At 31.4% G+C, this 22802-nt stretch carries 21 protein-coding genes; all 21 read left to right on the top strand.

Annotation, left to right across the window (positions count from 1 at the left end; all coding sequences use genetic code 11):
• Positions 1-12 precede the first annotated feature (12 nt).
• Positions 13-915 carry an NAD-dependent epimerase/dehydratase family protein gene (locus J7E44_RS19440; RefSeq protein WP_214832688.1) on the top strand — a complete coding sequence of 301 codons (903 nt, stop codon included), beginning with the start codon at positions 13-15 and terminating at the stop codon, positions 913-915.
• Positions 916-946: 31 nt separating this feature from the next.
• Entirely contained in the window at positions 947-1498 is a 552-nt protein-coding gene (locus tag J7E44_RS19435) for a sugar transferase (RefSeq protein ID WP_214832686.1), read from the top strand.
• 108 nt (positions 1499-1606) lie between these two features.
• Positions 1607-2743 carry an aminotransferase class I/II-fold pyridoxal phosphate-dependent enzyme gene (locus tag J7E44_RS19430; protein WP_214832684.1) on the top strand — a complete coding sequence of 379 codons (1137 nt, stop codon included), beginning with the start codon at positions 1607-1609 and terminating at the stop codon, positions 2741-2743.
• A 138-nt stretch (positions 2744-2881) separates the two neighbouring features.
• Positions 2882-3451 (top strand): sugar transferase, encoded by a 570-nt coding sequence (locus tag J7E44_RS19425; RefSeq protein ID WP_353050508.1) that lies wholly within the window; start codon positions 2882-2884, stop codon positions 3449-3451.
• A 28-nt stretch (positions 3452-3479) separates the two neighbouring features.
• Positions 3480-4109 carry a DUF3575 domain-containing protein gene (locus tag J7E44_RS19420; protein WP_214832682.1) on the top strand — a complete coding sequence of 210 codons (630 nt, stop codon included), beginning with the start codon at positions 3480-3482 and terminating at the stop codon, positions 4107-4109.
• Positions 4110-4314: 205 nt separating this feature from the next.
• The gene (locus tag J7E44_RS19415; protein ID WP_214832680.1) at positions 4315-6663 is read left to right on the top strand and encodes a GumC family protein; all 2349 of its coding nucleotides are present in this window, start codon (positions 4315-4317) and stop codon (positions 6661-6663) included.
• A gap of 86 nt (positions 6664-6749) precedes the next feature.
• On the top strand, positions 6750-8234 hold the full coding sequence (locus J7E44_RS19410; protein ID WP_214832678.1) for a lipopolysaccharide biosynthesis protein: 1485 nt from the start codon (positions 6750-6752) through the stop codon (positions 8232-8234).
• 6 nt (positions 8235-8240) lie between these two features.
• On the top strand, positions 8241-8915 hold the full coding sequence (locus J7E44_RS24430) for a CatB-related O-acetyltransferase (protein ID WP_251040627.1): 675 nt from the start codon (positions 8241-8243) through the stop codon (positions 8913-8915).
• A gap of 3 nt (positions 8916-8918) precedes the next feature.
• On the top strand, positions 8919-9536 hold the full coding sequence (locus J7E44_RS19400; protein ID WP_214832676.1) for an acyltransferase: 618 nt from the start codon (positions 8919-8921) through the stop codon (positions 9534-9536).
• Positions 9537-9538: 2 nt separating this feature from the next.
• Positions 9539-10678, top strand: a complete 1140-nt coding sequence (locus J7E44_RS19395) for an NAD-dependent epimerase/dehydratase family protein (protein ID WP_214832674.1) — start codon at positions 9539-9541, stop codon at positions 10676-10678.
• Entirely contained in the window at positions 10675-11577 is a 903-nt protein-coding gene (locus tag J7E44_RS19390; protein ID WP_214832673.1) for a glycosyltransferase family 2 protein, read from the top strand. The genes J7E44_RS19395 and J7E44_RS19390 overlap by 4 nt, the downstream gene beginning before the upstream one ends.
• A gap of 139 nt (positions 11578-11716) precedes the next feature.
• Entirely contained in the window at positions 11717-12937 is a 1221-nt protein-coding gene (locus J7E44_RS19385) for an EpsG family protein (RefSeq protein ID WP_502757516.1), read from the top strand.
• A gap of 24 nt (positions 12938-12961) precedes the next feature.
• Positions 12962-14110 (top strand): glycosyltransferase family 4 protein, encoded by a 1149-nt coding sequence (locus tag J7E44_RS19380; protein WP_214832669.1) that lies wholly within the window; start codon positions 12962-12964, stop codon positions 14108-14110.
• On the top strand, positions 14107-14850 hold the full coding sequence (locus J7E44_RS19375; protein WP_214832667.1) for a glycosyltransferase family 2 protein: 744 nt from the start codon (positions 14107-14109) through the stop codon (positions 14848-14850). Before J7E44_RS19380 ends, J7E44_RS19375 begins: the two co-directional genes overlap by 4 nt.
• A 27-nt stretch (positions 14851-14877) precedes the next feature.
• Entirely contained in the window at positions 14878-16176 is a 1299-nt protein-coding gene (locus tag J7E44_RS19370) for a GH39 family glycosyl hydrolase (RefSeq protein ID WP_214832666.1), read from the top strand.
• A gap of 65 nt (positions 16177-16241) precedes the next feature.
• Positions 16242-17339 carry a glycosyltransferase gene (locus tag J7E44_RS19365; RefSeq protein WP_214832664.1) on the top strand — a complete coding sequence of 366 codons (1098 nt, stop codon included), beginning with the start codon at positions 16242-16244 and terminating at the stop codon, positions 17337-17339.
• Between the two features lie 101 nt (positions 17340-17440).
• A complete protein-coding gene (gene rfbC / locus J7E44_RS19360) occupies positions 17441-17986 on the top strand; it encodes a dTDP-4-dehydrorhamnose 3,5-epimerase (RefSeq protein ID WP_214832662.1) in 546 nt (181 codons plus the stop codon).
• A 97-nt stretch (positions 17987-18083) separates the two neighbouring features.
• Positions 18084-19472 carry an exopolysaccharide biosynthesis polyprenyl glycosylphosphotransferase gene (locus J7E44_RS19355; RefSeq protein ID WP_214832660.1) on the top strand — a complete coding sequence of 463 codons (1389 nt, stop codon included), beginning with the start codon at positions 18084-18086 and terminating at the stop codon, positions 19470-19472.
• Between the two features lie 152 nt (positions 19473-19624).
• Positions 19625-20926 carry a 30S ribosomal protein S12 methylthiotransferase RimO gene (gene rimO, locus J7E44_RS19350; protein WP_214832658.1) on the top strand — a complete coding sequence of 434 codons (1302 nt, stop codon included), beginning with the start codon at positions 19625-19627 and terminating at the stop codon, positions 20924-20926.
• 411 nt (positions 20927-21337) lie between these two features.
• Positions 21338-21976: a phage tail-like protein gene (locus J7E44_RS19345; RefSeq protein ID WP_214832656.1), complete on the top strand. Its 639-nt coding sequence runs from the start codon at positions 21338-21340 to the stop codon at positions 21974-21976.
• A 22-nt stretch (positions 21977-21998) separates the two neighbouring features.
• A complete protein-coding gene (locus tag J7E44_RS19340; RefSeq protein ID WP_214832654.1) occupies positions 21999-22712 on the top strand; it encodes a hypothetical protein in 714 nt (237 codons plus the stop codon).
• The last annotated feature ends 90 nt before the right edge of the window (positions 22713-22802 follow it).

The raw sequence follows: 22802 nt of genomic DNA, 5'->3' as shown, positions 1-22802 counted from the left end.
AAAATTTAATTTATGAATGTAATTATCACCGGAGCATCTGGATTTGTAGGTAAAAATCTTACAGAATATTTAAGACAGAAAGACAATCAAATTATTTCCTTATCTCTTAGAAATGAAGATTGGAAGAGTGATTTTCCAGCAAATGCTGATGCAGTTATCCATTTGGCAGGTAAAGCACACGACACATCCAACACTTCTGATGATAATGAATATTATAAAATAAATAGAGACCTCACGATTGAGTTATTTAATGAATTCTTAAACTCAGAAATTAATCAGTTTTTTTATTTTAGCTCAGTAAAAGCTGCTGCAGATAGAGTAGAGCATATTCTGACAGAAGAAGTGGATGCTGATCCTTATACACCTTATGGTAAGTCCAAGAGAGAAGCTGAAGAATATATTCTTAATCAATCATTGCCTGCAAACAAAAAAGTATATGTGATTCGTCCATGCATGATTCATGGTCCGGGAAATAAGGGGAATTTAAATTTACTTTATAAGATTGTTAAAAAAGGATTACCCTGGCCATTAACTGCTTTTGAAAATAAAAGATCATTTCTAAGCATTGATAATTTAAATTTCCTGATAGGTCAGATGTTAATTAATGAAAATTTATCCTCAGGTATTTATAATTTTGCAGATGATAGTGCTATATCAACGAATGAGCTCATTAAAACAATTAATCATGCAGTCGGTAAAAAAGCGAAACTTTGGAACATATCAAAGACTATGATCGAGAAGGTTGCAAAGTTAGGTGATAAATTACATTTACCACTAAACTCGGAGAGATTAAAGAAACTGACTGAATCTTATATAGTTTCAAATCAGAAAATAAAAAATGAATTAAAAATAGAATCTTTACCTGTATCAGTACAGGAAGGATTAATTAAAACTGTACAAAGTTTTAACATCTAAAATATAACCTCAAACTACTAAACATTTCATAATGATACGTATACTCGATTTCTTATTCTCTTTTTTTGGAATTCTTTTTTTATGGCCAATAGGAATAATATTGTACATAATTGGTCTATTTGATACCGGATCACCTATTTTCTTTCAGGAAAGAGTGGGAAAACAAAAAAAGCCATTTAAGTTGATGAAATTTCGAACGATGCATGTCAATACAAAGTCAGTAGCCACGCATCTTTCAAGTAATTCTTCTGTGACGAAATTTGGAGGATTTTTACGTAAGTCAAAATTAGACGAGCTTCCTCAGCTTATTAATGTTTTAATTGGAGATATGAGTCTGGTTGGTCCAAGACCGAATCTTTTTAATCAAACTGATCTAATAGAAGAAAGAGATAAAAGAGGAGTTTACAATTTTCTTCCTGGGATTACTGGTTTAGCTCAAATTAATGAAATTGATATGTCAACACCTGTTGAATTAGCTGAAAAAGATGCAGAAATGCTGCGGAACTTAACAGTATCTGATTACCTAAAATATATTTTTGCTACAGTAGGTGGAAAAGGCCAGGGTGATAGAATCAAAAAATAATTGGACTTTGTTTTGGTGATCCAAATTACTCCTAATCCCTGTCATAAATTTAAAAACTAAGATCTAAATTCAATAGGAAAAGTTATATTTGCTTCTCAATAACACACGATGCAAGATAAAATTTGGCTTTCTCCTCCTCATCTCTCAGGAAATGAAATACAATTCATTGAAGATGCCTTTCAGAAAAACTGGGTAACCTCTATTGGAAACAATATTGATGAATTTGAATTTGATTTAAAGAAATTTCTTGAGGATGACGTCGAAGTTTGTGCCCTGAATTCTGCTACATCAGCGATACATTTAGCACTGATATTATTAGGAATTACTAAAGGGGATGAAGTACTCACATCCACTTTTTCATTTATTGCCTCAGCCAATCCCATTGTATATTGTGGCGCTCAGCCAGTTTTTATAGATAGTGAATCTGAAACTTGGAATATGTGTCCTATTGTTTTAGAGGAAGCAATCATAAATAGATTAAGAAAAGGTAAGAGACCCAAAGCTATTATCGTTGTAAATCTTTATGGGATGCCTGCTAAAATGGATGAAATTTTGTCAGTTGCTTCAAAATATGAAATACCCCTTATAGAAGATGCAGCAGAATCACTGGGCGCAAGATATAAAGGTAAAGCATGTGGAACTTTTGGGGATTTCGGCATTTTATCTTTTAATGGAAATAAAATTATTACAACTTCAGGAGGTGGAGCTCTGATATGTCATTCGCAAGAGACTAAAAATAATGCGATCTTCTTATCTACACAAGCCAGAGATGAAGCACCACATTATCAACATTCCAATATCGGATATAATTACCGAATGAGTAATATTATCGCGGGAATAGGTCGTGGACAAATGGAAGTTTTGAATGATCGGGTAGAAGCTCGTAGAAAAATGCATGATTTTTATTTGGAGTTATGCAAAGACATTGAAGGAGTGGATGTTTTTTCAGAACCGAGTGACGATTTTTATTCCAACCACTGGTTATCAGCCATTACAATTGATACATCAAAAACAGGAAAAACCAGTACGGATCTACGATTGGCATTTTTACAGGATAACATAGAGTCCAGACCACTTTGGAAGCCTTTGCACATGCAGCCCATTTTTTCAAATAGTCCTTATTATGGATCAAAAATTGCTGAAAATCTTTTTGAAAAAGGGTTGTGCTTACCTTCTGGATCTAATCTTACAGAAAAAGATAAAAAACGAATAGCAGAGGTATTGAAAATTTTTTTCTCAAAATAGAAAAGTAATTTAATATTTTAATAATAGAATATATTTAATAGTTCAAAATCCGATATAGACACCTTAAGTTCCTTACTTGCTGAAGATTTCTTTATTCTTACAAACATATTTTATATATTTGTAAGGAATACGAATATTGTGAAAAAATACCCTTTTTGGAAAATGATGATGGATTATAGTATAGCAATTTCTACTGTAATAATATTATTGCCCTTACTTATTCTGTTAGTATTGTTGGCCTCTTTGGATACTGGTTTCCCTGGGATTTTCACTCAAAAAAGGATAGGGCGGAATGCAAAACTTTTTACTATCTACAAATTCAGAACCTTAAGTCCGAAAACATTTGAAAAATCAACCATTGGTAATTTGATGAGAAGAACTAAACTGGACGAGCTTCCTCAGTTATTTAATATTTTGAAGGGAGATATGTCTTTAGTTGGTCCTCGTCCTGATATCCCTGGGTATTATGATAAGCTAGAAGGAAAAAATCGCCTTATTCTTTTTCTTAAACCAGGAATTACCAGTGAAGCCGGAATTAAGTACCGTAATGAAGAGCAAATCTTGTCTGAACAGAAAAATCCTTTACAATATAATGAAGGAGTATTGTTTCCCGATAAAGTAAGAATGAATCTGGATTATTATCATAATCTTTCTTTTAAAAACGACATTGTTATACTCCTGAAAACCCTTTTAACGCTGAGAACATAGTTATTAATAAGATAAATGTTATATACCAATGAAATTCCTGATTAAAAATTTATGTTTTACAGCAAGCTTGTTTCTTGCATCTACATTGAATGCTCAAACAGAGGTAAAAGTTAACACCCTTTTTGCCCCAATAGGCATATATAATATAGCTGTTGAAAAGCCAGTCAGTAATAAAATTTCTTTACAGGCAGAAGCATTTGTCTCACCCTGGAAATCTTTTAGTGGAAGGAATTTGCAGATCTATATGGGAACCTTGGAAGGAAGATATTATTTTGGAGAGAGAATGAAGAAATGGTATGTTGGGACCTATGTTTCAATGGCAGCCTTCAATCTTCAAAAATGGAATTATTGGAATGACAAACCAGTACGGGATGAATTGGGACAAGCTGAAATATTACCTGACGGAAGCGTCCGTGTGACGGGGAAATATCAAAAAGGCCTTGCATTTATTTTTGGAATAAGCGGTGGATATCACTTTACCATTAATGAAAATTGGGGACTGGATTTATATGCAGGAATAGGAACGACACAATCATTTTATAAAGGATATTTTAAAGATAATAACACAAGATATGAACATGCCACAAAATTCAATAAAAGTGGAGAATTAATACCTACAAGAGGAGGTCTCATGTTGACCTATAAAATAAAAAAATAAAAAAATATCTTTGTTTTGAACATTATGGATAAAGGAGATGTATATATATAATATCTTTAGTGAAAATAGGATACTATAAAAACAATTCCCCTGCAATCTTTTTAATAATTATTAAAAAGATTATCTAAAATAATAGATATATTTGCACACGTTTTAAATAAAGTGTTGTAATAGAATTTTTCAATTGATAATTTAATCCTTAAAAATGGATAAACTGAACTCTAAAGAAGTCGATGTAAAAGAACTTATAAGTCCATATTTAAAAAATTGGAAATATTTTTTCGGAATGATTTTCCTGATGTTGATATTGGCAATTTATTTTATAAAATCGACTGCTCCTGTTTATAAAGCTCAAACATCTGTACTTATAAAAGATGCTAAAAAAATGTCTGTAGCATCCGGAGATATTGGGGTGTTACAAAGTATTGGCGGTCTTAGTGGTATGGGTACCAATAGCATTGAAAATGAAGTTGGTGTTTTTGAATCCAAAACAATTGTAGAAGATGTCTTGAAAGAAAATAACTTTCAAACTCCTATATATGCTAAGCAAACATTTAATAGTGTAGAACTGTATGGGAATACAAATCCTTACATAATCAATATTATTCAGGAAAAAAAAGATTCCGAATTACCTAAGAAACCAATTTCTATTAAAACTAAAGGTAATGAAATCATATTGTCTTCTAAAGAATGGAAGAATGATATAAAAACTTCTTTTAATAAAACGACGAGCTTACCTTTTGCGGTAGTAATGATCAGTAAGAATCCTGATTTTAAAGCACCTAAAAAAGTTGACCTTTCAGATGTTTATTTCAACTATAGTAATTTTGAAAGTACAGTTAATGATTATCAGGAGGCTGTAAAAGTTGATTTGTTGGATAAAGATGGAACTATTATAAATCTTTCTGTAGATTTTGAAAATAAAGATAAGGCAAAAGATTTTCTTAATGGTTTAGTAAGACAGTATAATGTCTACGCCATTAGTGATAAAAATATTGAATCTAAGAGAACGAAGGATTTTATTGATAAAAGAATTCTGCTTATTTCACAAGAATTGGGTGATGTAGAAACTCAAAAGGAAGGATATAAATCAGATAATAATATTGTCGATTTGCCGACAGAAGCTAAAATTAATCTTCAATTGAAAGAACAGAGTAAAGCTCAGATTCTGGAAATAGGAACTCAGTTGGAACTTAATCAAATGCTTCAAAATTCTCTAAATAAAAAGGGGACAGGAGATGTTTTACCGCTTAATATAGGATTGGACAGTGAAACTGCTGGGAAAGCAATCCAGGAATATAACACACTTGTACTTCAAAGAAATAAATACTTGGAGGAAGCCACACCAGATAACCCGCTTGTAAAAAGTGCAAACAAACAAATTGAAGAAATGAAATCTTCTTTGACACAATCTTTGCAAAAAAATCAGGCGACATTGGAATTGGCAAAAAGAAAAGTAGAAAGCCAGTTAGGGGGTTCTGAGCAGATGATTGGCAAAATTCCAAGGCAAGAAAAATTATTTAGAAGTATTGAAAGACAGCAGCAAATAAAAGAAAATCTTTATTTATTACTTTTAGAAAAAAGGGAAGAAGCTGCGATCAGTATGGAGATAACTGCTGAAAAGGCAAGAGTAATAGATAAAGCATTTATATTTAAAAAACCTGTTGCACCTAGGAAATTAGTTATATTGGGAATATTTGCTGCCTTAGGTTTACTGATACCATTTGCAATCATTTATTTAAAAGGCCTTCTGCAAAGTACTATTGTTAGAAGAGCAGATCTTACTAAACTTACTGATTTACCGGTGATTGCTGAAATTCCAAAGCTGAAAAACAAAGAAAATGCACTCGTTACTTTTAATGATGTTTCGCCTATGGCTGAGGCCTTCAGGATATTTGTAACCAATTTGAATTTTTTATTACCTCGAAGAGATGTACCACATGTTATAATGGTCACCTCATCGGTAAAAGGAGAAGGAAAGACATTTGTGTCAACCAATTTATCAATCATATTAGCCTCTTCACGTAATAAAGTCTTGGTAATTGGGGCAGATGTTAGAAATCCACAATTACAACGCTACAATCCTTCAATGAAGACGGCAAAAGGTTTGTCAGAATTCTTAAGCGGAGAGGAAATCTCTATTAACGAAATTATTCATCCAAGTAGTTATAACGAGAACTGTGACTTTATTTATTCGGGTTCTATTCCTCCAAATCCGACAGATCTTTTACAGAATGGCAAGTTAGAAGAACTTTTAGACATTGCTAAAGCGCTAAACAAATACAAATATATTGTTTTGGATACGGCTCCTCTTTTATTAGTTACGGATTCTTTCCTTATATCAGATATGAGTGATGCTATCGTATATGTAACGAGGTCTGAGGTCACAGAAAAAAGCTATATAGAGTTTTTAAATAATTCGATAGGGGACAAAAAGCTCAAAAATGTAGGAATTGTATTAAATGAGGTGAAAGAATCTAACTTTGGCTATGGGAACAAGTTTGGATACGGATATCAGGCAGAGGAGAAAAAGTGGTGGAAGAAATATTTTTAGTATCGTCTTATAAAGTAAAGCATAGTAGGAAATGAAAAAAGATATTTTACACAAAATACAATCGAATGTATAAATAATTGACCTTAATGAATTTTTCTTCAAAAAAACTTACAATTAATGCTTTATCGGCAGTTATACAGGTTGTCTTTACAGCGTTGTTGTACTTTTTTTTGTATAAGTATTTATTAGCAGCGGTTGGTGTAAAGCAATTGGGAGTATGGTCTCTTATATTGTCATTTTCTTCTATTGCTAATTTGGCTAATTTGGGTCTGACTTCTGGATTGGTGAAGTTTGTTGCAGAATATCTTTTGGAGGATGACGAAACTAAACTGGGTAAACTAATATTTACTTCAATTTTGTCAATGTTGATCTTGTTTGGCACTCTAAGTTTACTAATTTTATCTTCTGCAAAATTTTTCTTGGGATTCGTAATTGATAAAAGTTTTTTAGATGTCGCATTAGAAATACTTCCTTATTCATTAGCTTCCCTTTGTATTAATGCCGTTGGAGGAGTATTTACATCCGTTTTAGAAGGGCACCAAAAAAATTACATCCGAAATTTTATTTACATCGCATCCGGGATTATTATGTTTGTTGGCACTATATTATTAACGCCTATTTATCACCTTAAAGGTGTTGCAATTGTACAGCTTTTACAATCTGTTTTTATTTTTGTAGTTGCCTTAATATGTACAGTTAGAATAAATCCTAATAATAAAATCCGTTATTGGAAGTGGAGTTTGAAATCATTCAAAGAACTTTTTAATTATGGATACAAATTTCAACTTGTATCCATAAGCCAGCTTTTATATGAGCCTGCTACCAAACTTTTATTGAGTAAATATGGTGGTCTTGCACTTCTTGGGCATTATGAGATGGCAACTAAAGCAGTGAATCAATTTAGAGCTTTATTGACGAATGCCAATCAGGTTGTAGTTCCTGTTGTTGCTGAAAAAGCAAAGGTTGGCGGATCTTCTTTTTTACAAGATTTCTATATTAAGATGAATCGTATTTTACTTTTATTCAATTTGCCATTATCCACGATCTTAATATTAGCAACTCCTTTCATATCTTTAGCATGGCTTGGTGATTTTAATAATGATTTCATTTTTTCTATGCTGGTCTTAACTGCTTCTTCATTTATTAATATTATGTGTGGGCCTGCTTATTTTAGCTCAATGGGAGAAGGACGGTTAAATATATTAGTTATCGTTCACATTGGTATGGCTGTTATTAATATTGTTTTAGGGATGATACTCGGTACATATTTAGGCGGATATGGAATTATTATAGCCTGGGGAATTGCCCTTTCAGTAGGATCTGTTTTGGTTATTATCAATTACAATAGCTCTCTAAAGATTGGTTTTTGGAAGGTATTTCAAAAAGAAGAAATCAAATTGTTCTTTTTGAGTATATTAATTATAGTTATTAATGTTTCGTGTAATCAATTAATTTCTGCTGAAAAAAATATTTTAAAGATAATTATAGGTATACTTTCACTTTTTTTATATTTACCTGTTGTTTTGAAAAATGAAAACGTAAGGCAATTAATTTCATTAGTAAAAAAGTAAAAAGGTATGTTGGATAAATCTTATTTGCAAAATCCCTTTTCTGAGTATTTGAAATGGCTGATTACAAAAATAAAATACCAATCTAGATATCAGTATCTTAGAGTAGGGTATATGTCTAAATTATTCAATGTTGTTTTCGGTAAATACAACTGGCTTGGAAACAATGTGATTATTATAAACTCGTCAATTGATGATTTTTCTTATATTTCCGATGGTTCGGTGATTAGTGAAACCACAATGGGTAAATTTTGCTCTGTAGGACCAAATGTTAGGATAGCGCCAGGTAAGCATCCAACACATACTTTCGTAAGTACTCATCCTGCAATATATTCAAATCCTGAGTATTGTTTGAAAAACTTTCAGAAGAAAGATCATCATAATCCTATGAGAAACGTTTCCGTTGGCAATGATGTCTGGATTTGTGCTAATGTTATTATTGCTGATGGTGTAAACGTGGGTGATGGTGCAATAATTGGTTCCAATTCTGTAGTGACTTCTGACGTTGAGCCTTATACCATTGTTGGTGGTATTCCCGCAAGATTTATCCGAAAAAGATTTAAGGATGAGCAAATTGATGTTTTAAATGAATCTAAATGGTGGGATAAAGATGTTGATTGGATTGAAAAAAATTCTGATATTTTTCTAAATATTGATGATTTTTATAAAAACTTTAAATCATAGATAATGTCTCCAGTACTTAAATCAGTTAGAATAATAAACCTTAAATGGCATAGATTTAAAACTATTTTTTTGTATAGTTTTTTCTTTGAAAAGATAGGTAAGCATTGTGTTTTAATCAATCCTTTTTTGATTACGCCAGAATCGATCATATTAGGAGATAATGTTTTTATCGGTTGGAGGGCTAGAGTAGAAGGAGTGAGGCAATACCAATCTAAAAAATTTACACCTAGAATTATTCTCAATGATGGAGTTTCTATTCAACAGAATTTACATCTTACTTGTGCAGAATCTATAGAAATTGGAAAAAATACAGCAATTGCAGCTAATGTATCAATAACGGATATACATCATCCATATGAAGATATAAATTTACCAATAGAACATCAAGATATAAAAACTCATCCGGTTTTCATAGGGGATGATTGTAAAATTTATAATAATTCCGTTATACTCCCAGGAACAAAAATCGGAAAACATTGTACTATTGGAGCTAATAGTGTTGTATCTGGAAAATTTGATGATTACTGTGTTATTGTTGGATCACCAGCTAAGGTTATAAAACGTTATTCATTTGAAACACAAGCTTGGTTGAAGACTGATGCTAAAGGGAATTTTACATAAATATGAAAAAAAATATATTAATTACTGGAGGTGCCGGTTTTATAGGCTCTAACATTGCTCTCAAACTTTTGGATAGAGGATTAAACGTAACGGTTTTAGATAATCTGTCACCTCAGATCCATGGTGATAATCCTGACCTTACTTCACCACTTTACAGAAGTATCAATAATAAAGTCAACTTTATTAAGGGGTCAGTGACGTCAAAAGAGGATTGGATTAATGCGATCAAAGGACAAGATGCAATTATCCACCTGGCAGCAGAAACAGGAACAGGGCAATCAATGTATGAAATTCAAAAATATATTGAGGTTAATATCGGAGGTACAGCAATTATGCTTGATCTACTTGCGAATAGCCCTCATAAAGTAAAGAAAGTTGTTGTTGCTGCCTCACGTGCTATTTATGGAGAAGGAAAATATGAATGCAAAAACCACGGAACTGTATATCCAATAGAAAGATTAGACGAAGATATGTCTAGAGGGGATTTTTTGTGTAAATGTCCTATATGTCATGAAGCAGTTGAGATACTTCCAACTACAGAAGACAGCAAAATACATCCTACGTCTGTGTATGGTATCACCAAGCAGAATCAGGAACAGATGGTTTTAACGGTTTGTAAATCTTTGGGAATTGCCGCAGTAGGATACAGGTACCAAAATGTATATGGTCCCGGACAATCTTTATCAAATCCTTATACTGGAATATTGTCTATTTTTTCTACCCGCATTAAAAATGGGAATGCGATCAATATTTTTGAAGATGGTAAAGAGACACGTGATTTTGTATTTATAGATGATGTTGTAGATGCAACTATATTAGGGCTTGAAAAAGAAGAGGCAAATGGTCAGGTTTACAATGTTGGAACTGGTGTTGCGACAGATGTGATAACAGTAGCTGATACACTGTCAAAATTCTACAAACGTGAGATACCAATAAAAATCTCTGGAAACTATAGATTGGGAGATATAAGACATAATTTTGCAGATATATCCAAAATAAAATCTGAATTGGGATTTGAACCCCAATGGACTTTCGACAAAGGAATTGAAGCTTTTACAAGTTGGGTTAATGATCAGGAAATCCCAGAAGATAAATATGAATTATCTATTGAGGAGATGAAAAATAAAGGCTTGTACAAATGAGTAGAAAAATAGGTATAGTAACCGTTTTATATAATAGCGAATCTGTTCTTGAAGAGTTTTTTGAGACTTTAGGTAAGCAAACATATAAAAATTTTGTATTATATGTGGTCGATAACCTGTCTCCAGATGGTTCTTTAGTATTAAGTAAAAAATTAGCTGATCAATATCAATACGACACAGTAATTATTGAGAATTCTGAAAATTTTGGTGTTGCCAAAGGAAATAATATTGGAATTAACAGAGCTATTGCGGATGGATGTGATTTAGTGTTGCTTTCTAACAATGACATTGCTCTGGAAAGTGAATCCATTGAGAAATTACTATTTGGTCTTGATACGCATGATGCAGATATGGTTGTTCCTAAAATATATTTTTATGGAACTAATAAAATTTGGGCTGCAGGTGGAGGTTTTAATAAACGGAATGGTATTACAGTGCAATATGGGCAGGAAGAAGATGATAGGGGACAATTCAACACAGACAAGAAGGTAATTTATGCACCTACCTGTTTTATGTTGATAAAAAAAGAAGTGTTCAGCAGTGTAGGAATGATGGATGAGAATTATTTCGTTTATTATGATGATACTGATTTTGTTTATAGAGCACTTAATAAGAATAAAAAAACATTATGGTATATTTCGAATTCTGTGATCTATCATAATGAATCTACCTCAACAGGCAAAATGAGTGATTTTTCAATAAGGTTTTTATGGAGAAATTTAGTTTATTTTTCATTAAAAAACTATAACTCTTTTTACGCATCATATATCGTCATATATAATTTTTTGTATGTTCTTATTATGTTATATTTTAGGTATCCCAAAAATCAATGGCTAATAGCATTGAAAGCATATAAAGAGGGGTTCAATTTATATTTAAATAAAAGGACTGTGAGATAAGTGATTAATTATAAAAAGAAAGAGACAGCAGCTGTTTTTACTTATCATAGCTATTGTAAATTAATATTTAAAATACAGAGTTTTATATATTTAGTTATAATTGCAGTTAAAAAATTCAAAAAGTAAAGTATAGTATCTTATGGAACCAACCTTTAGCTATATATATTCAATACCATATATTATTCTTTTTTTGATTTACTTTGCTCTTTTTTTGTGGGAAAATAAATTAAGAAAAGACGGAAGTGATATTAAAATTATCAGATACTTAGGTATGTTGATCTTTTTTGTTTTCTTTGGGTTCAGGGGATATCTTGATACCGATTTTGCCGTATATTATCCTTTGTATGAAACCGCGCCAACACTTTCTGATACTCGGGGAGTAACACAGTTTTTTTCAAGTGTCAACGAAGATTATCTTCTGAAAGTAGAACCTGGTTTCAAAGTAATTTTGATTCTTCTCAAAAGCATCTCGTCTGATTATTTTTTACTTCAGATAGTTTCTTCCCTGATAGATGTTCTACTTCTTAATTATTTTTTCAGGAAATATTCCCCTCAATATATATTGGGGTTTATTATGTTTTTTATTTTCTCAGGATTGGTTATAGAGATTAATCTATTAAGGAATTCAAAAGCAATATTTCTTTTTATTTATTCCCTGAAGTATATTAAAGAAAGAAATGCGGCTAAATATTTTATATGTAATGGAATTGGACTTCTTTTTCATTCATCTGCAATTTTTTACTTTCCTCTTTATTTTTTTCTGCACAAGAAATTTTTACCTGCCTTTGTTTGGGGGGCTTTTATACTAGGAAATATTTTGTATCTGGGGCAAATAAAATTTATTACGCCTATCGTTTTAGCTCTAGGAAAGTTATTTGGTGGATTCTATTCTATAATGGCAGAAGCTTATTCAAAAAGTAGTTTATATAGTAGCGGATATGGTATTACAATAGGATACTTGGAAAAAGTTTTGACTTTCATTATATTTTATACCTCCTACGATAAAATAGGAAATTATATAAAAGATGAGAAGTTGCTTAATATTTTTTTCAACCTTCTTTTTCTCTTTACAATGACCTACCTGTTTTTGTCGGAATACTCTGTGTTGATTGATAGAATGACTACCCTTTTTGCAGTCTCTTATTGGATATTGTATCCTTATTTCTATGCCACCTTGAGTCGTGTGTTTAAAATGACATTTACGTTTGTACTGTTATTATTTGGGGTTCTGAAAATGTATAAATCCAACAACTTCATTATCAGAAACTATGAAAATATATTGTGGGATAAACCTTCTATCAGTAGAGCATATTATATATTTAATAAACATATGGATAAAATTCTTAATCCGAAAAAATAACATTTAAAAAAACTTATTTCTACCATGAAAGTCGCTTTCTTATCCACATTTGCCCTAGATGCCAACGTTTCTTTGATCAATGCGCTTAAGAAAAAATGTGATGTTTACTTCTTCACAGAGGCTCTGTATGAGATTTATAATTTTTTAGATAAAGAAAAATTAACAAAAACGATTTCTAAAGGTACAGAGGTAGAAGAATTACTAAGATTTGGAGAACTCATTTCATTAGATAAAACATATGTTGTAAAAGGAACTCGTAATGTCAATATTTTCAAGAAACTTTATATTTCATATACAATCAATCGATACATAAAGAAGATAAATCCGGACGTAATTGTTATTGATAATTATATGCTTACGTATTTTTTTTCTACACTATTGTATCGAAAAAAGATGTTGCTCATTGTACATGATCCGTTTTTACATTCCGGAGAAAACTTTATGATTGATAAGTTTTTGAGAAAGCTTCAGTTCAAACTCATTAATAATAAGATATTATTAAACGAAAATCAAAAAGATGATTTTGTAAAACACTATCAACAGCAACCGGAGAATATTCATACTGCTTTTTTAAGCGTATATGATTATCTGAGATATTATCAAACAGATAAGACGGAATCTTCATCTCAATTTAATATATTGTTTTTCGGTAGAATATCACCATATAAAGGAATTAAATTCTTATTAGATGCTTTTGTAGAGATTATCTCCACTCAAAAATATCCTGACATAACTCTTACAGTTGCAGGCGGAGGTAATTTTGATTTCGATATTGAAATTTATAAGCAATATTCCGAAATAAATATTCTTAATGAGTATATTTATCCTGAAAATTTGGCTAATCTTATTTCCAAATCTTCCGCAGTAGTTTGTCCATATACAGATGCCACACAGAGTGGTGTTATTATGTCCGCTTATGCATTTAAGAAACCTGTTATTGCAACTAATGTAGGCGGTTTGCCGGAAATGGTTAAACATGGAAAAACAGGACTTATAATTGAACCAAAGAGTTCCAAGGCAATTGGTGATGCTATATTGGAACTATATTATAATAGGGATCTATTAGAACAGATGTCTCACAATATCGAGGAAATGTATTTTTCGGGAGAAAAAGGATGGGAAAGTTCGGCAAATAAGTTTGTGAATGCATTTGAAAAAATAAAAAAACAATGAAAGTAAGTATATGTTTGGCTACTTATAATGGCGAAAAATTTATATTCGAACAAATTGATTCGGTTTTGAAACAAATCGGACAAAATGATGAAGTAATTGTTTCTGATGATGGATCTACTGATAATACATTAGAGATCATTAGAAATATAAATGATAGCAGAATAAAAATATTGATCAATAAGGGAGAACGCGGTTACACCCCAAATTTTCAAAATGCACTAAAGGAATCAACGGGAGATATTATTTTCATATCTGATCAGGACGATGTTTGGCTGCCCGGTAAATATACTACGCTGGTAGAAAATCTGAAAACTAACGATTTGGTGGTTACAAATTCCATGGTGACCGATGAATCTTTAAATGTTACTAATCATTCATTTTTTACAATATATAATTCAGGAACAGGTCTATTAAAAAATATAATCTGTAGCACGTATTATGGTTGCTGTATGGCTTTTAACAGAAGAGTTTTAAATTATTCTATGCCGTTTCCTAAAAATAAAGAAGTGGCTATAGATCTTTGGATAGGATTGGTTGCAGAAGTTGTGGGTAAAGTAAAGTTCATAGATAAACCTTTTCTTCTTTACAGAAGATCAGATAATACAGTTACCCAGTTAGGAAGTTTATTATCCAGAAGTGATAGACCTTTTCATATGAAAATTTATAAAAGAATGGTTACCCTATTTGCAGTGTCGAAGTTGGCAGTTGAATATAAACTGTCAAAGAAAAAAGTAAATTAGTATTGTTAATCATTCACAATAAAATATATGAAAATAATTTATGCTTATAAAATAAAGATAATTTCTATAATCATCCTTTTTATTTCTTTAATTCTTGTCAAATGTCAGAGAACTAAGGATTCTGTAATTGTGGAAGTTGATTTCAGTAAAAAAATCAGCAATGTAAAATCAATGTCTGGTTTTCTTCATTATGATAATATTAAAGCACTTCAAAATGATATTATTGCTTTGCAACCTAAGTACTGGAGAATAGGGTGGTCTTATAAATCGGTTGATGATATTGATTATTTAAGAAGTTTTGGGGTTACACCAATTTTAGTAATATCTGATATGTATGGCTATCCCGGTAAAAAAAATAATAAAGAATGGTCACATCCTTTATATACAGGTCGGTTAAAAACAGTAATAAATACGGAGTATCAAAAATTCAATAATAAAGTAATTTATGATATATGGAATGAGCCTTTTCATCAGGGTGGATTTGGAGATTTTGATACGGAGGAATATTATAAAATATTTAAAAAAGCACATGATATTATCAGGTCTTCACCTGGAGGGGATAAAGCTTTGATCACAGGACCTTCTTTTGACCGATACAATGAAAAAGAAATGGAAGGATTCTTGAAATTTTGTAATACGAATAATGTAAGGGTTGATATACTTAGCTGGCACGAGTTAAGGGACGGAGAATATTATAAGGATTTCAATAAGGATATGAAAAGGCTGAGAACTGAGATACTTCCTAGATATCCAAAAGTTGGTGTAAAGAAAATTATTCTAAATGAAATAATCAACCAATACTCACAATTTTCTCCTTCAGAAGTATTACAAGTGTTTAAATATTTGGAAGATAATAATATAGATGGTGCTTGTAAAGCATGTTGGGCAGAAAGCAATGGCGTTTTCAATTGTAATAATTCAATTAATGGATTATTAGATAAAAAAGGTAAACCTAGATCGGTATGGTGGGCTTACAAAATTTATAATCAAAGCACGAAAGGCACTAGAGTAAAAGATATAACCAATTATGATCAAACATCTGTATTTGCCTCTTATGATGATAAGGGAGAATATATTATTTTAAACAATAACAGTGGAAATAGAATTGTAAATGCAAAGGTGAAGTTGAAAAATTTGTTTAGTCTTTATAAGAAAGATAAAAATCTTGACTTAGTAGTATATGAGATTCCTAATACGCTTGAGCTGCCACTGGAAAATATGATATTTAATCAAAAGCAAAAGATTATAGTTAATAAAAATACCACAACAATTAACATCCCAAGTATGAACCCTAAAACGGTATATTATTTATCCATCTCTAAGTAATTAAAAGAATTGAGATGTAAATTATTAAACTACATCTCATCATGTATTAAATCAAAATTATTAGTTTGGAAAAGAAAATTAAGATTGTTCAGTTTGTAGAAGCTTTTGGAGGTGGGGTTTATACCTACGTAAAAGATTTAAGCAATTTTCTGGCAACACATCAGTCTGATATTAATTGTGATATTCATTTAATTTATAGTCCAAATCGTATTGAACTGGATAAGGAATTATTTCATAAGGAAATTCATCCGGATATTTATCTTTACGAACTGGATATGCAGCGTCCCATAAATTTGAAAAAAGATCATCAGGTAATTACAGAGTCGCGAAAAATATTGAAAAAAATAAAACCTGATATAATTCATCTCCATTCTGCAAAAGCAGGTGTTATAGGAAGATTGGCTTGTTTGGGATTAGTATCTAAAAAGAATATTTATTATTCACCCCACGGATTTTCCTTTGTCCAGCAAAATATTTCGAAAACTAAGATTTTCCTTTTTAAAGTTATAGAATATGTAATGCCCTTTTTATTTGGTGGAACTACAATTGCTTCTGGAAATACGGAATATGAAATGGCAAAAAAAATTGGCAAAACGAGCCTTATTAGAAACGGAGTTGATTTTGAATTGCCAGAAAAACTGTACTTTCCTGTAACGAATGAACGTTTTACTGTTGGAACGGTTGGAAGATTGACAGCACAAAAGAATCCAAAGGCTTTTAATGAGATAGCATCGAAGCTGCCAAATGTTAATTTTGTATGGATAGGAAACGGGGAGCTTATCGATGACATTACTTCTGAAAATATTACTGTTACAGGTTGGATAAGAACAAGAGAAGAATTATTGCAAAAATTAAATACACTTGATTTATATTTACAAGTGTCTTTATGGGAAGGACTTCCAATTGCGATTCTCGAAGCAATGGCGATCCGGAAACCTCTTTTAGTGAGCAATGTGATGGGAAATAAAGATACCGTTGACAATGATTATAATGGGTATGTTTATAATACAACAGACGAAGCAATAGAAAAAGTTAAACTTTTTTTTGACGAAAAAAAGAAAACTCAAATGGGAAACAATTCATTTGAAAAAGCTTTTAAAGAATATAATAAAAATAATAATTTTTTGAATTTGATAAATCTTTATAAAAGGGTAATTAAATAAAAACTATTTTTATGTGGCATTAATTTTTATATTTGTGCCTTTTCAATCGGATAGTTATAAAACAAAATGATTAAGCTTTGTAAATAAAGCTAACACAACTTATGAAAATAAAAGAAACACCACTTAGGGACTGCTATATTATAGAGCCAACTGTTTTTGAAGATGAAAGAGGATATTTTTACGAAAAATTCAATGAGAAAAAGTTTGAAGAATTAACAGGTATGAACGGACATTTCGTTCAGGATAATATCTCCAAATCAACTTATGGAGTTCTTAGAGGCTTACATTTGCAGAAAGGAGAAAAAGCTCAGGCGAAACTGGTGTCATGTTTGGATGGAAAGGTTCTCGATGTAGCTGTTGATCTAAGAGAAGATTCACCCACATTTGGAAAGTGGTTTTCAATTGAACTTACAGGCGAAAATAAATTGCAACTATATGTCCCAAGAGGTTTCGGACATGGATTTTCTGTTCTAAGCGAGACTGCTATATTTTCATACAAATGCGATAATCTCTATGACAAAGAATCAGAAGGTGGTGTTCTTTGGAATGATACCGAACTTAATATTGATTGGCAACTCCCCTTAGATGACATTTTACTTTCAGAAAAAGACAAAGTTTTACCGGAATTTTCTTTAAAATTTTTTTAATTCATTTTAAACTTTATGAGAACTAATGACTTAAGTTTCTGAGTTACATAGATATTATAAAGTAAATTTGAAAAATTGAATAACCATTGTCGAATTTATGTTAGTTTATTTTTTTAGATATTTACCCGGAATTTTTCTGATAGGAGATTATATTATTATCAATGTTCTTTTTATTTTAGGAAAACTATATTTTTTTGAATTTGATGAAAGAAGTTTTGCTCAGAATTTTAAAGTTCAATTTATTCTCCTTAATATATCTTGGTTTGTCATTACAATTATAACTAAGCCTTACAAAAGCTTAAAAATTATGGAGTCATCACTGCATTTTAATGCATTGACAAAATCTTTTGTCTTATTGGTAGGCGCTTCATTAATTTACTTAAATCTAATTTTTTCTGTAAAAATTGACTATAGAAATATAATACTTTATTTTCTATTGACTGGTTTCTTTATGACCCTCACAAGGTTTCTTTTGTTCTTATACCGAAAGAAAAACAGAGTGAAATTAGGAAGGAAATTGTACTCTTTTAATACAGTTCTTGTTGGAGAAAATAAATTATCAACATCATTATTATCAAATAAGGATCTGAGGAGATTTATGGGATTGAGAGGTGTTTATGCACCTATTGAGACAGAAACGAAAAATAGATATCTAGGTAGCATTGATAAGTTATTCGATGATCTGGAAAATACAGGTATAAACAGTATTATATTTTGTGATGACAAAATTGAAGTTGATTTATATAAAAAAATTGTAGAAGTTGCAGAGCATAAAATGATAAGGATTTATATGGTACCCGATTTCAAATATGTTAATCTCGGACCTTATTATTTTGATGTAATTCACGAGATTCCTTTTCTGAAATTAATTAGAGAACCATTATCGAATCCCAAAAAACAAATTTTAAAAAGAACATTTGATATTGGGTTTTCATTTTTTATAATTGTCTTTTTATTATCTTGGTTAATACCTATTGTTGCATTAATTATTAAATTAGAAAGCAATGATTCGGCATTTTTTTTGCAAAAAAGATCAGGACTCAATAATATACCATTCAATTGTATCAAATTTAGGAGCATGACTATCAATACAAATGCTGACCTTCAAATTGCTAAAAGAAATGATCCGAGAGTTACAAAATTTGGTGCATTTATGCGTAAAACAAGTATAGACGAATTGCCCCAGTTTATTAATGTTTTTCTTGGCCAAATGTCAATAGTTGGTCCGAGACCGCATATGATGTCCCAAACAGACATGTACTCCAAGATTACAAAAAAATATATGACAAGACATATTGTAAAACCCGGAATTACTGGATGGGCACAAGTAATGGGTTCAAGAGGGGAGATATTTTCTCATAGAGATATGGAAAAACGGATAGAAAAAGATATTTGGTATATTCAGAATTGGTCCTTTTTTTTAGATATTAAAATTATCTTTCTTACTTTGTACAATATTTTGAAAGGAGACGAACAAGCTTATTGATGATCCTAATGTGAAAAAGATCAAAACGTACCAAGTTTTAAAGAAAAAAACTTTTAAATAGTATATTGAAAACCACTTTATTAAAGTGGTTTTCTTTTTTTTGATTTAAACTTTTTATTATTTCGTATCTTTGCAAACTCAAAATCAAAAAGATGCGCACAAAATCTGTAGGTAAAAAGAAAATCAATATCGTAACCCTTGGTTGCTCTAAAAATGTATACGACTCAGAAGTTTTAATGAGCCAGCTTAAGGCAAACGGAAAAGAAGTTGTACATGAAGACAGAGGAGATATTGTTGTAATCAATACCTGTGGTTTTATTGACAATGCAAAAGAGGAATCTATTAACACAATCCTTGACTATGTTGATGCCAAGAATAGAGGAGAAGTGGAAAAGGTTTTTGTTACTGGATGTCTTTCTGAAAGATATAAACCGGATCTTATCAAAGAAATTCCAGATGTAGACCAATATTTTGGAACAAGAGATTTACCTATACTGTTAAAGCACTTAGGCGCAGATTACAAGCATGAATTAGTAGGTGAAAGATTAACGACTACTCCAAAACATTACGCATATCTGAAGATATCTGAAGGCTGTGACAGGCCATGCTCTTTTTGTGCAATTCCACTAATGAGAGGAGGTCATGTTTCTACACCTATTGAAAAACTGGTTCGTGAAGCAGAAAAGCTCGCAAAAGTAGGAACGAAAGAATTAATTTTGATTGCTCAGGACCTAACGTATTACGGATTGGATATCTATAAAAGACGTGCACTTGGAGATCTTTTAAAAGAACTTGTGAAAGTGGAAGGGATAGAATGGATTCGTCTTCACTACGCATTCCCTAGTGGGTTTCCGGAAGATGTATTAGATATCATTAGAGAAGAACCTAAAGTTTGTAACTATATCGATATTCCTCTTCAGCATATCAACTCCGATTTATTAAAATCGATGAAAAGAGGAACAACTCATGAAAAAACCGATGCCCTTTTAGCGAAATTTAGAGAAAAGGTTCCTGATATGGCAATCAGAACTACTTTAATTGTTGGTTATCCAGGGGAGACCGAAGAAAGATTTCAGGAATTGAAAGATTGGGTTAAAGAACAGAGATTTGATCGATTAGGTTGTTTTACGTATTCTCACGAAGAAAATACAACTGCCCATGTTTTAGAGGATGATGTCCCTCAGGAGGTGAAAGAAGCTCGTGTAGAAGCTATCATGGAACTTCAGTCTCAAATCTCATGGGAGAAAAATCAGCAAAGGATTGGTGAGGTCTATAAATGTGTATTCGACAGGAAAGAAGGAAACTATTTCGTAGGACGAACAGAATATGATTCTCCTGACGTTGATAATACAGTTTTAGTTTCTGCAGATAACACCTATATTTCAATTGGAGAATTTGCTATGGTAAAAATTACCTCTGCGGAGGAATTTGACCTGTATGGAGATTTAATTTGATAAAAAATAAATAAAAATATTATTTTTTAGATAATGATGTTAAGTGTGTATATTTTCCATCGTATTTTTTACTGATTAGTATTTAATTAATTTTTTATTGTTAGATTATCTGTTTCACTGTTTTTTGGTTTAAATTTTTCATTCTATTCATAATCAGCTTTTTAGCTGTATTTATATGACGCCTGATTTTCCATTTTGAATGGTGGGTTTTGGATTTTTAATTATTTAGTACTAGCTTTGCCATAGCAATAATTTTTTATCAACATAGTATTTCTAATCCTAGAATATGTATATAAATAAAGATAATCCCGAATCTTTATTTTATATCATAATTGAACAGTTTGGGATTTGAAAATATATATTGTATAAAAATTATTAATGAAAAAAAATAATTAAAAATCTTAAACACTTATGAGAAAAAATTTATGGACAGCAATAATGCTTATTTCGTTTGCTATGCTGTCAAAAGCTCAGAACAAAGGGGTAGGTATTAATACAATTACTCCGGCCGCTACTTTGGATGTGGTTGCTAGTACTACGGATAAGACTATGCCCGATGCCGTTTTAGTTCCAAGAATGACAGCCCAGGAATTAGCAGCTAAAGATGCTGTATACATTGCCGCTCAAAATGGGGCATTGGTTTTTGTAACTTCAGGTGTAGGTACTACTGATAAAACAGGAAACATAACGGGTGCAGGATTTTATTATTATGATAATACCTCTTCTACCTGGAAAACGCTTGGAGGTGGTGGAACAACACCCACAGCATTTAGGTTAAATTTAGGTCAGGCAGCTTCTACTGCTTATGATTGGACAAATTCTAATTTTGATTTTTGGGAATTTACTTCAGGAACTCAATTGACGTTACCAACTCCAGCTTCTTTTAAGGATAAAACTATCTATATAAGAAACCAAGCGGGGGGATTACTTCAGTTTTCAGGAAATGATGGAATTGGTACTCCAAAGGGTTTAGCCTCTATTACCGCACAATCGGCGGTTCAAATATTTAGTAATGGTACAACTTGGTATCTGGTTGCAGGTAGAAATTAATAATTAAAAAACACAAATCAAGATGAAAAATGTTTTAGTGAATATAACGGGATGCTTCCTTTTATTTCTAAGTGCTAATAGTAACGCTCAGCTCCTTAGTAATGGAAATGTTACTGCAGGATTAAGTGGGACAAATTATTTTATGGACGCCAGTAATTTTGAAGGTTTAGCAAACAAAAGCTTTGGTAGAGGAATGGGGTTTCCAAGAACAGATCTAACGGATTTTAGATTCAATACATCAACAGCGGATAACGAAGTCGTTCTTTCTGATTTTGATGGGATGGTGGTCTTTAATAGTACTACAGGAGATACTGTGACGGGACAAGGGGTTAAAACAAAAGTAGCTCCTGGATTCTATTACTTCTCAAACCCTGGAAATCCCGGAAATATTACAAACGGTAAATGGGTGGCGATAGGAGCTAATTCAGATCGTACTAATATTCTTACCACAGAAACTGCTACAAATACTTTAATAAATAACGAACAAGTTTATGCCATTAAAGGAACATTTACAGCTACAGGTTCTTCAACTGCTGTAAGTATCCCTTCGCCAACAGGGATGACCGGTATGTATGGAATTACCATATATAAATCTGGAACTAATACAATATATGCCAGAGAATTATATTCATATGCACTAGGAACTACAGCAGGAAATGCAGTTACAGGGTCTCCTCACATGTCGGTAGTTTATCCGGCTGGAACGTATGATTATGTGCTGGAGTATTTAAAATAAAAGCATACTTATCTTTTATAAAAACCAATGAAATTTTCATTGGTTTTTTTTAGATATTTAACTAAAAAAATGGCAAATATGTAATTTACT

Origin of the sequence: Chryseobacterium sp. ISL-6, assembly GCF_018613715.1 — a bacterium.
GTDB lineage: Bacteria > Bacteroidota > Bacteroidia > Flavobacteriales > Weeksellaceae > Chryseobacterium > Chryseobacterium paludis.
The sequence above is the reverse complement of the archived record's forward strand: the minus strand, read 5'-3'. Positions and strand labels throughout refer to the sequence as shown.

Excerpts from the sequence above, each read along its gene's own strand:
- J7E44_RS19410 (WP_214832678.1), top strand. The coding sequence starts at position 6,750 with ATGAATTTTTCTTCAAAAAAACTTACAATTAATGCTTTATCGGCAGTT.
- J7E44_RS19435 (WP_214832686.1), top strand. The coding sequence starts at position 947 with ATGATACGTATACTCGATTTCTTATTCTCTTTTTTTGGAATTCTTTTT.
- J7E44_RS19345 (WP_214832656.1), top strand. The coding sequence starts at position 21,338 with ATGAGAAAAAATTTATGGACAGCAATAATGCTTATTTCGTTTGCTATG.
- J7E44_RS19340 (WP_214832654.1), top strand. The coding sequence starts at position 21,999 with ATGAAAAATGTTTTAGTGAATATAACGGGATGCTTCCTTTTATTTCTA.
- J7E44_RS19420 (WP_214832682.1), top strand. The coding sequence starts at position 3,480 with ATGAAATTCCTGATTAAAAATTTATGTTTTACAGCAAGCTTGTTTCTT.
- J7E44_RS19395 (WP_214832674.1), top strand. The coding sequence starts at position 9,539 with ATGAAAAAAAATATATTAATTACTGGAGGTGCCGGTTTTATAGGCTCT.
- J7E44_RS19440 (WP_214832688.1), top strand. The coding sequence starts at position 13 with ATGAATGTAATTATCACCGGAGCATCTGGATTTGTAGGTAAAAATCTT.
- J7E44_RS19375 (WP_214832667.1), top strand. The coding sequence starts at position 14,107 with ATGAAAGTAAGTATATGTTTGGCTACTTATAATGGCGAAAAATTTATA.
- rfbC (WP_214832662.1), top strand. The coding sequence starts at position 17,441 with ATGAAAATAAAAGAAACACCACTTAGGGACTGCTATATTATAGAGCCA.
- J7E44_RS19370 (WP_214832666.1), top strand. The coding sequence starts at position 14,878 with ATGAAAATAATTTATGCTTATAAAATAAAGATAATTTCTATAATCATC.
- J7E44_RS19400 (WP_214832676.1), top strand. The coding sequence starts at position 8,919 with ATGTCTCCAGTACTTAAATCAGTTAGAATAATAAACCTTAAATGGCAT.
- J7E44_RS19390 (WP_214832673.1), top strand. The coding sequence starts at position 10,675 with ATGAGTAGAAAAATAGGTATAGTAACCGTTTTATATAATAGCGAATCT.
- J7E44_RS19355 (WP_214832660.1), top strand. The coding sequence starts at position 18,084 with ATGTTAGTTTATTTTTTTAGATATTTACCCGGAATTTTTCTGATAGGA.
- J7E44_RS19385 (WP_502757516.1), top strand. The coding sequence starts at position 11,717 with ATGGAACCAACCTTTAGCTATATATATTCAATACCATATATTATTCTT.
- J7E44_RS24430 (WP_251040627.1), top strand. The coding sequence starts at position 8,241 with ATGTTGGATAAATCTTATTTGCAAAATCCCTTTTCTGAGTATTTGAAA.
- J7E44_RS19430 (WP_214832684.1), top strand. The coding sequence starts at position 1,607 with ATGCAAGATAAAATTTGGCTTTCTCCTCCTCATCTCTCAGGAAATGAA.
- J7E44_RS19380 (WP_214832669.1), top strand. The coding sequence starts at position 12,962 with ATGAAAGTCGCTTTCTTATCCACATTTGCCCTAGATGCCAACGTTTCT.
- rimO (WP_214832658.1), top strand. The coding sequence starts at position 19,625 with ATGCGCACAAAATCTGTAGGTAAAAAGAAAATCAATATCGTAACCCTT.
- J7E44_RS19415 (WP_214832680.1), top strand. The coding sequence starts at position 4,315 with ATGGATAAACTGAACTCTAAAGAAGTCGATGTAAAAGAACTTATAAGT.